The organism is Streptomyces sp. NPDC044002 (genome assembly GCF_056434525.1).
On the sequence record NZ_JBWKEZ010000091.1, the window covers coordinates 20828 to 27667 of the forward strand.

Annotated in this window: 9 protein-coding genes; 5 read left to right on the plus strand and 4 right to left on the minus strand. The window is 73.8% G+C overall.

What is annotated here, in order from left to right; translation table 11 throughout:
* The first annotated feature begins 19 nt into the window (after positions 1–19).
* On the plus strand, positions 20–940 hold the full coding sequence (locus AC07A6_RS37865; protein ID WP_478780162.1) for a sigma-70 family RNA polymerase sigma factor: 921 nt from the start codon (positions 20–22) through the stop codon (positions 938–940).
* A 30-nt stretch (positions 941–970) separates the two neighbouring features.
* Here the strand turns inward: AC07A6_RS37865 and AC07A6_RS37870 are convergent, their stop codons facing one another.
* Both AC07A6_RS37870 and AC07A6_RS37875 read right to left on the minus strand, forming a co-directional pair.
* Positions 971–1312, minus strand: a complete 342-nt coding sequence (locus tag AC07A6_RS37870) for a DoxX family protein (protein WP_362457780.1) — start codon at positions 1310–1312, stop codon at positions 971–973.
* 122 nt (positions 1313–1434) lie between these two features.
* Positions 1435–2340 carry an NAD(P)-dependent oxidoreductase gene (locus AC07A6_RS37875; protein ID WP_478780157.1) on the minus strand — a complete coding sequence of 302 codons (906 nt, stop codon included), beginning with the start codon at positions 2338–2340 and terminating at the stop codon, positions 1435–1437.
* 66 nt (positions 2341–2406) lie between these two features.
* Here AC07A6_RS37875 and AC07A6_RS37880 point away from each other — a divergent pair, with 66 nt between their 5' ends.
* Positions 2407–2760 (plus strand): winged helix-turn-helix transcriptional regulator, encoded by a 354-nt coding sequence (locus tag AC07A6_RS37880; protein WP_362457774.1) that lies wholly within the window; start codon positions 2407–2409, stop codon positions 2758–2760.
* Between the two features lie 133 nt (positions 2761–2893).
* Here the strand turns inward: AC07A6_RS37880 and AC07A6_RS37885 are convergent, their stop codons facing one another.
* A complete protein-coding gene (locus tag AC07A6_RS37885; RefSeq protein WP_478780158.1) occupies positions 2894–3556 on the minus strand; it encodes a maleylpyruvate isomerase N-terminal domain-containing protein in 663 nt (220 codons plus the stop codon).
* Positions 3557–3649: 93 nt separating this feature from the next.
* On the opposite strand from AC07A6_RS37885, the gene AC07A6_RS37890 reads away from it, so the two are divergent.
* The 3 genes from AC07A6_RS37890 (at position 3650) to AC07A6_RS37900 (ending at position 5136) form a co-directional block, all read left to right on the plus strand.
* The gene (locus AC07A6_RS37890) at positions 3650–4078 is read left to right on the plus strand and encodes a helix-turn-helix domain-containing protein (protein ID WP_478780159.1); all 429 of its coding nucleotides are present in this window, start codon (positions 3650–3652) and stop codon (positions 4076–4078) included.
* A 22-nt stretch (positions 4079–4100) separates the two neighbouring features.
* Positions 4101–4646 (plus strand): hypothetical protein, encoded by a 546-nt coding sequence (locus AC07A6_RS37895; RefSeq protein ID WP_478780160.1) that lies wholly within the window; start codon positions 4101–4103, stop codon positions 4644–4646.
* Positions 4647–4797: 151 nt separating this feature from the next.
* Positions 4798–5136, plus strand: coding sequence for a DUF2516 family protein (locus AC07A6_RS37900; protein WP_007265496.1), 339 nt, complete (start codon positions 4798–4800; stop codon positions 5134–5136).
* A 23-nt stretch (positions 5137–5159) separates the two neighbouring features.
* Here the strand turns inward: AC07A6_RS37900 and AC07A6_RS37905 are convergent, their stop codons facing one another.
* Positions 5160–6386, minus strand: a complete 1227-nt coding sequence (locus AC07A6_RS37905) for a PP2C family protein-serine/threonine phosphatase (protein ID WP_386273357.1) — start codon at positions 6384–6386, stop codon at positions 5160–5162.
* Between the last annotated feature and the right edge of the window lie 454 nt (positions 6387–6840).

The window sequence follows — 6840 nt, forward strand, 5'->3', positions numbered from 1 at the left end:
CGACGTCGTGGACGTTGATGTGGACGAGGCCGCGGGCGCGGGCGACGGCGGCGGGGGCGGGTCCGCGCTGACGGCGGTGTTCGAGGAGCACCGCAGCCATCTGCGGGCGGTGTCCTACCGGATGCTCGGTTCGCTCAGCGAGGCCGACGACGCCGTCCAGGAGACCTGGCTGCGGCTGAACCGCACGGACGTGAGCGCGGTCGAGAACCTCGGGGGCTGGCTGACGACGGTGGTCTCGCGGATCTGCCTCAACCTGCTGCGCTCGCGCGAGGCGCGGCGCGAGGACCCGGTCGAGCGGCTGGAGACGCGGGTCCCGGACCCGCTCGTCAGCCCGATGCGGCGCATCGACCCCGAGCAGGAGGTGCTGCTCGCCGACTCGGTGGGGCTGGCGCTGATGGTGGTGATGGAGTCGCTGGCTCCGGCGGAGCGGCTGGCGTTCGTCCTGCACGACATGTTCGCGGTGCCGTTCGACGAGATCGCGCCGCTGATCGAGAAGTCCGCGGCGGCGACGAGGCAGCTCGCCAGCCGGGCGCGCCGCAAGGTGCAGGGGCAGGCCCCGGCGCCCGACGCGGACCTGGCCCGTCAGCGGGAGGCGGTGGACGCGTTCTTCGCCGCGGCGCGGGACGGGGAGTTCGAGGCGCTGGTCGCGGTGCTCGACCCGGACGTGGTGCTGCGTTCCGACGGGGGTGTGGGCGGCCGGCAGACGGTGGTCTTCACCGGGGCGCGGGAGGTGGCGAGCCAGGCGGCGAGCTACCGTGCGCTCACGCCGTTCGTGCGGCCCGCGCTCATCAACGGCGCGGCCGGGGTGGTCGTCGTACCGAAGGCGAACGCGGTGGCCGTCATGGCCTTCACGGTCGTCGGGGGGAAGATCGTGGCGATCGACGTGCTGTCCGACCTGGCGCGGCTCAAGGAGCTCGACCTGTCGGCGCTGGAGGGCTGAGGCGGCGGGGCCGCCGCCCCGCCCCGGCCGTCAGACGGTCAGGGCGAGGGCGACGGCCATCGGCGCGGAGTAGATCACCGGGAAGACGACGTGGGCGTAGTCCCGGGCCCGCAGGGTGGTGATGACGGCGCCGATGAAGTACAGGACCAGGCCGGTGCCGGCGGCGATCCCGATGGCGGGGACGGCGAACCCGGCGAGGAGGCCGAGGCCGCCGGCGAGCTTGGCGGTGGCGAGCAGGTTCCACGTCTTCTCGGGGACGCCGTACTGGACGAGGGGCTCGACGGTGTACTTCGAGCGGGTGTAGAGCGAGACGGCCGAGTAGATGGCGAGGACGGCGGCGATGATGGTGAAGACGGTGGCGGTGGTGGACATCGGGGGCTCCTTCGGGGCGGTCTCGTTTGCTGCGACATCCCTCTGACCCGCCGCGCCGCACGGATGTGACGGCCCGCCGGAAATTTTTTCCGGCGGGCCGTCCGGTGGGCCGTCCGGGGGTGTCAGGCCCCGGCGGGGACGGCCGTCCTGCCGAGGAGTTCGGCGACGCGGATGAAGCCGTCGCCGCCGTGGCCGTGGGCGATGGCCCGCTGGGCCAGGCCCTCGGTCGCGCGCATCAGGGCGGCCTCGATGCCGTGCGCCTCGGAGGCGTGGATGATGTGGGCCATAGACGAGGCTCCGGAGGTCAGCGGGTTGAGCCGGCCGGAGTAGCTGCCGCTGTCCACGTCGGCGGCGAACTCCTCGAAGAGCGGCGGCAGGATCGCGGCGATCCCCTGGGCGAACGGGGTCAGTTCCCCGGCGCTGACGCCCTCGGCCTTCGCCACCGCCAGGGCGTGGGCGTAGCCGGCCATCGAGGTCCAGAAGATGTCCAGCAGGGCGATGTCGTACGCGGCCGCGCGGCCGATGTCCTCCCCGAGGTGGGTGTGGGTGCCGCCGAGGACGTCGAGGAGGGGCTGGTGTTCGCGGTAGAGGTCCTCGGGGCCGCTGTGGATGAACACCGCGTCCGGGGTGCCGATGGTGGGGGTCGGGGTCATGATCGCGCCGTCGAGGTAGCGGATGCCGTGGGCGGCGGCCCAGGCGCCGGTGTCGCGGGCCCGGGCGGGGGTGTCGGCGGTCAGGTTGACGACAGTGCGGCCCCCCAGGGCGGTGGCGACGGCATCGGGCCGCAGGACCGCGTCGGCGGCGTCGTAGTTGACCACGCAGACCACCGTGAGCGGGCTCGCGGCGACCGCCTCCTGCGCCGAGGCGGCGGCGACGGCACCCCGTGCGAGGAGGTCCTGGTCGCGGCCGGGGGTGCGGTTCCAGACGGTGGTGCGCACTCCGGCGTCGAGGAAGGCGCCGGCCAGGGCCCGGCCCATCGGGCCGAGGCCGAGCACGGTGACGGCGGGCTGCTGGGTGGACGTGGACATGAAGAACTCAACTCCCGTGGAAACATGGGTGGTAGGTGAACGAGCCGGCAGGAGGGGGACGGGGCGATGACGCGGAGCCGCGCACAGGATCCGAACGTCTGCGGGGTCACCGCCGCGATGGCGGTGATCGACGGGAAGTGGAAGACGTCCCTGCTCTGGATGCTGGAGGACGGTCCCCAGCGCCCGGGTGAGCTGCGGCGCCGGATACCGGGCCTCAGCGAGAAGGTGCTGACTCAGGCGCTCCGCGAGATGGAGGCCGACGAGATCGTGCACCGGGAGGTGCACGACGTACTGCCGTTGAAGACCGAGTACTCCCTGACCGACTTCGGCCGGGCACTCGCGGAGGCGGTGGCGCCGCTGTCCGACTGGGGCCACCGGCGGCTGGACCGCATGGCGGAGTCCCGCCGCGCGGCTTCCTGATCCCTTTCCCTTCCCTTCCCGATCCCTTCCCGATCCCTTTCTCCCGGCCGCTGGATCAAGCTTCGCCGGGCGGTGGCGGCCCGCCAAGTACCCACCTTTTTGTGGGTACCCGGAGGCGGGGGCGGGGGGTGTTTCAGGCGAGGAGGAGCGGTACGCGCGCGCCCAGTCCGCCGGGCTCCGAGAGCGCGGCCGCCTCGGCCGCGGTCGGGGCGCGCCGGCCGGTGCCGACCAGCAGGGCGTCCTCGTCGGAGAAGCGTGCCGGGAACGCCGCCCCGGCGATCCGCTCCAGCAGCGCCCGGGCCCCGGCGAGGGCTTCGGCGGGGGGCCGCGGCGCGTGCGGGAGGTGTGCGGCCAGGTCGAGGTGGTGCAGCGTCCACTCCAGGACGTACGCGGACAGGTAGTCGCCGGCGGTGAGCACCTGGTCGCGGGTGCCGACGCGGGCCGAGGGGTCCGCGAGGGCGCTGGCGCGGCCGGCGGCGGAGCCGACGTCGTCGAGGTGGAACTTGAGCAGCCGGGGCTCCCCGTACGCGGCGGCCAGCCGCACGGTCAGCGCGTCGAGCGGGTCCTGCCCGTCGGGGGCGCCGCCGGTCTCCCAGTAGCCGGCCGCGTCCCGGGTGGGCTCCGCGTCGGAGGGCGTGGCGAGGGTGATCAGCACGTCCTGGGCGTCGATGACCAGGTGGCACACCAGGTCCCGCACGAGCCACCCCCGGCAGCCGGACGGCTGCCCGAAGTCCTCGTCGGCCAGCCCGGCGACCGCCGCGCGCAGCGCCGCCCACGACAGCGAGAAGAGGTCCACGCCCGCAAGCTAGCACCGCCGGTGCGCCCTTGGGGTGGGAGCTATTGCTAGCAAGCGCTTGCAATAGTTAGCAGGGTGCGGCAGGATCGGGGCATGGCATCGCTCAACGTCGGAAACCTCGGCGAATACCTCCGCGAGCAGCGGCGGCAGGCCCAGCTCTCGCTGCGGCAGCTGGCCGACGCGGCGGGGGTGTCGAATCCGTACCTGAGCCAGATCGAGCGCGGGCTGCGCAAGCCGAGCGCGGACATCCTCCAGCAGCTGGCCAAGGCGCTGCGGATCTCCGCCGAGACGCTGTACGTGCAGGCCGGGATCCTCGACGAGCGGGACCGGGACGAGGTGGAGACGCGGGCCGTCATCCTCTCCGACCCGTCGATCAACGAGCGGCAGAAGCAGGTGCTGCTCCAGATCTACGACGCGTTCCGCAAGGAGAACGCGCTGGAGGCCGACGAGGCTCCCGGCGAGGACGCGCCCGGCAGTGCCGGCAGCGCCGGTGACGACGCCGCGATGCCCCCTACGAACTGACTGGATCCGGGAGGACCCGCACATGGCCATCGCCGATGACCTGAAGAAGACCCTCACCGACCCCACCCCCCTCTACTTCGCCGCCGGCACGGCCGACCTCGCCGTCCAGCAGGCCAAGAAGGTGCCCGCGCTCATCGAGCAGCTGCGCGCCGAGGCCCCCGCGCGCATCGAGGCCGTGAAGAACACCGACCCGAAGGCCGTGCAGGAGGCCGTCACCGCCAAGGTCACCGGGGTCCTCGGCTCGATCGACCCGAAGAAGCTCGGCGAGACCGCCCAGGACCTCGCGCTGCGCGGCGTCGGCGTGGCCGCCGAGTACGCCGTCCGGGCCAAGGAGACCTACGACAAGGTCGCCGAGCACGGCGAGCAGACCGTACGGGCCTGGCGCGGCGAGGTCGCCGAGGAGATCGTGGACATCGCCGGGGCCGTGGAGCCGGAGCCCTCGCCGGAGCCCGCCCCGGCCGAGGCGTCGGCGGAGCCCGCCGGCGAGGAGAAGCCCGCCGCGAAGAAGCCCGCCGCGCGCCGCACCGCGGCCAAGAAGGCCGCTGCCGAGACCGGCGAAGAGGCCTGAACGACCCCATTCCGGGCCGGGCACCCGGCGGGTGCCCGGTTCGTTGTCGTTTGGGAAGGCGGCTCCGGCGGTAGCGTGGAGCAGTGGAGCCAGTAGTGCCAGTAGTGCCAGTAGTGCCAGTAGTGCCGGATGCGAGAAGGCGGTCGAGACGATGCTGATGCAGGGGTTCGATAACGGGGTGCTCCCGTTGCTGGGCTACGCCATGCTGGCGCTCGCCGTCGCGGCCTTCGTGCTGGCGCTGCTGGCGCGCGAGGACGCGTACCGGGCCGCCGAGAAGCAGACGAAGACCTTCTGGCTGGTCATCCTCGGGATCACCGTCCTTGTGGACTTCTTCCTCGGGATGCTGTTCCTGCAGATCGCGGGCCTGGTCGCGAGCATCGTCTTCTTCGTCGACGTGCGCCCCGCGCTCAAGCAGGTCTCGGGCGGCGGCCCGCGCCGCGGCGGCAGCAGCAGCGACGGCCCCTACGGGCCGTACAACGGCGGCCGCTGAGCCCTGGTCGCCGTCCCCGGTCCCTATCCCGCCGCGCGGGAGAGCAGGACCACGGCGACGTCGTCGGTGAGCTCGCCCCCGTTGAGGCGGCGGGCCTCGGTGACGGACGCCTCCAGCAGCGCCTCGCCGCTCAGGCCGCGCTCGATGTGCCGGTTGATCATCTCGACCATGCCGTCCTGCCCGAGGCGCTCGCGGCCGTCGCCGATCCGGCCCTCGATCAGCCCGTCGGTGTAGAGCATCAGGCTCCAGGTGCCGCCCAGGTCGACCTGGCGGCGGGGCCAGCGGGCCCGGGGGAGCAGCCCGAGCGCCGGGCCGCTGTTCTCGTACGGGAGCAGCCGCGCGGGCTTGCCCGGCCTCGATACCAGCGGGGCCGGATGCCCGGCCAGGCACAGGCCCGCGCGCCGGCCGTCCGGGGAGATGTCGACCGTGCACAGCGTCGCGAAGATCTCCTCGCAGGGCCGCTCCACCTCCAGGACCTCCTGGAGGGTGGCGAGCAGGTCGTCCCCGCACAGCCCGGCCAGCGTCAGGGCGCGCCAGGCGATGCGCAGCTCGACCCCGAGGGCCGCCTCGTCGGGCCCGTGGCCGCAGACGTCGCCGATCATGGCGTGGACGGTGCCGTCGGGGGTGCGGACGGTGTCGTAGAAGTCGCCGCCGAGCAGGGCCCGGCTGCGGCCGGGGCGGTAGCGGGCGGCGAAGCGGAGGTCGGAGCCGTCCAGGAGCGGGGTGGGGAGCAGGCCGCGTTCCAGGCGGGCGTTCTCCTGGGCGCGAAGTTTCGATTCTGCGAGCTTGTACTGGGCGATGTCCGCCCGTTTTCTCTCCACGGCGTAGCGGATGGCGCGGCTCAGCAGCCGGCCGTCGAGCTCGTCGCGGTAGAGGAAGTCCTGGGCGCCCACGCGTACGGCCTCGGCGGCGCGGTCGGCGTCGGCCTCGCCGGTCAGGACGAGCACGGCGTGGCGCGGGGCGATGCGGAGCACCTCGCGCAGGGCGCCGAGGCCGTCCTCGTCGGGGCAGCCGGGCAGGGCCAGGTCGAGCAGTACGCAGTGCACGTCCGGGGTGAGCAGCCGCGCGGCCTCGGTGAGGTTGCGGGCGCTGCGGATCCGGATCCGGTGGCCGTCGGCGTCGAGGATCTCGGGGACGGTGAGGCCGCCCGCGGGGTCGTCCTCCACCACGAGCAGCGTCAGGGACGCCTGTGGTGCGGGGCCGCTGTCCGCGGCCGGGGTGTCCCGCTGCCGCGGTACGGGTAGGGGCATCGTCTCCGGTTCCTTGCCTCCCCCCGAAGGTGCGCTCATGCGGGTGACCCTAGCGGGAGGGTGCGGGCGAGCGGAATGGCCGCCGGGGGAGGGCCGCCGTCATATGCCCTTATCGCGGGGGAAAACCGCGCCGCCGGAATGACCAACGTCACGGCCGGGCATCGTCCCGTCCCGCCCACCGAGACCCTGCCCGCCGGCCGCGGCGCGGGGTCCGGTCGGGGCCGGCCGCCGGCCGCTTCCCGCTGCGCGGAGCGGGCCCGGCCGCGGGCGGCGGCGCCGCTGCGCGGGCCGGTCCCCTACCCACCCTTCCACCGTTCCCCGGGGCTCCGCCCCGGACCCCTCCTGGGGGCTCCGCCCCCAGACCCCCGCGCCTCAAACGCCGGCGAGGCTGGAATTTGCCGGCCGGGGTCGGAGTGCGCGCAGCGCACTTCCAGCCCCGCCGGCGATTGAGGCG

Coding starts and splice junctions, on each gene's coding strand:
- AC07A6_RS37870 (WP_362457780.1), bottom strand. CDS start 1,312: ATGTCCACCACCGCCACCGTCTTCACCATCATCGCCGCCGTCCTCGCC.
- AC07A6_RS37875 (WP_478780157.1), bottom strand. CDS start 2,340: ATGTCCACGTCCACCCAGCAGCCCGCCGTCACCGTGCTCGGCCTCGGC.
- AC07A6_RS37880 (WP_362457774.1), top strand. CDS start 2,407: ATGACGCGGAGCCGCGCACAGGATCCGAACGTCTGCGGGGTCACCGCC.
- AC07A6_RS37890 (WP_478780159.1), top strand. CDS start 3,650: ATGGCATCGCTCAACGTCGGAAACCTCGGCGAATACCTCCGCGAGCAG.
- AC07A6_RS37895 (WP_478780160.1), top strand. CDS start 4,101: ATGGCCATCGCCGATGACCTGAAGAAGACCCTCACCGACCCCACCCCC.
- AC07A6_RS37900 (WP_007265496.1), top strand. CDS start 4,798: ATGCTGATGCAGGGGTTCGATAACGGGGTGCTCCCGTTGCTGGGCTAC.
- AC07A6_RS37905 (WP_386273357.1), bottom strand. CDS start 6,386: ATGCCCCTACCCGTACCGCGGCAGCGGGACACCCCGGCCGCGGACAGC.